Raw genomic sequence first — 393 nt, forward strand, 5'->3', positions numbered from 1 at the left:
GGTCGAAATACAGGTCGGACAACCGCTCGGCACGCTCGGCGAGTTCGCTGTCACCGAGGATGCGCTTGCTCTCCTGGGCGGCGAGTTTGTCGAGCATCACGCTCACCCAGCGCTGCTCCTCCGCCGCCGACATCCGGGCGGGGATCAGCACGATGGTGCGGTCGCCCTCCCGGTACGCGGAGACCGTTCTGCTGCGGCGGCTGCTCCGGCGGACCTCGACCGCGCTCGTCGCCGAGACGCGGGGCGGATGGCTGGCCGCGCTGCGCTGATGATGTCCGGCGCTGCGCGCGGGGGTCTCGCCGGCGAAGCCGGGTGACGGGTCGGCGGGCACGCCACGACGTTACCCGCTGTCAGTGGGGGAAGTCCCGCGCCCAGGGCGGTTGACGCTTGATC

At 71.8% G+C, this 393-nt stretch carries 1 pseudogene; it reads right to left on the reverse strand.

Annotated features, from left to right (window positions below):
* A pseudogene (locus AC1DUE_RS20585) lies at nt 1-331 on the reverse strand (hypothetical protein); the annotation flags it as partial.
* Nucleotides 332-393: the final 62 nt, after the last annotated feature.

Source organism: Cellulomonas sp. P4_A2 (assembly GCF_056402515.1).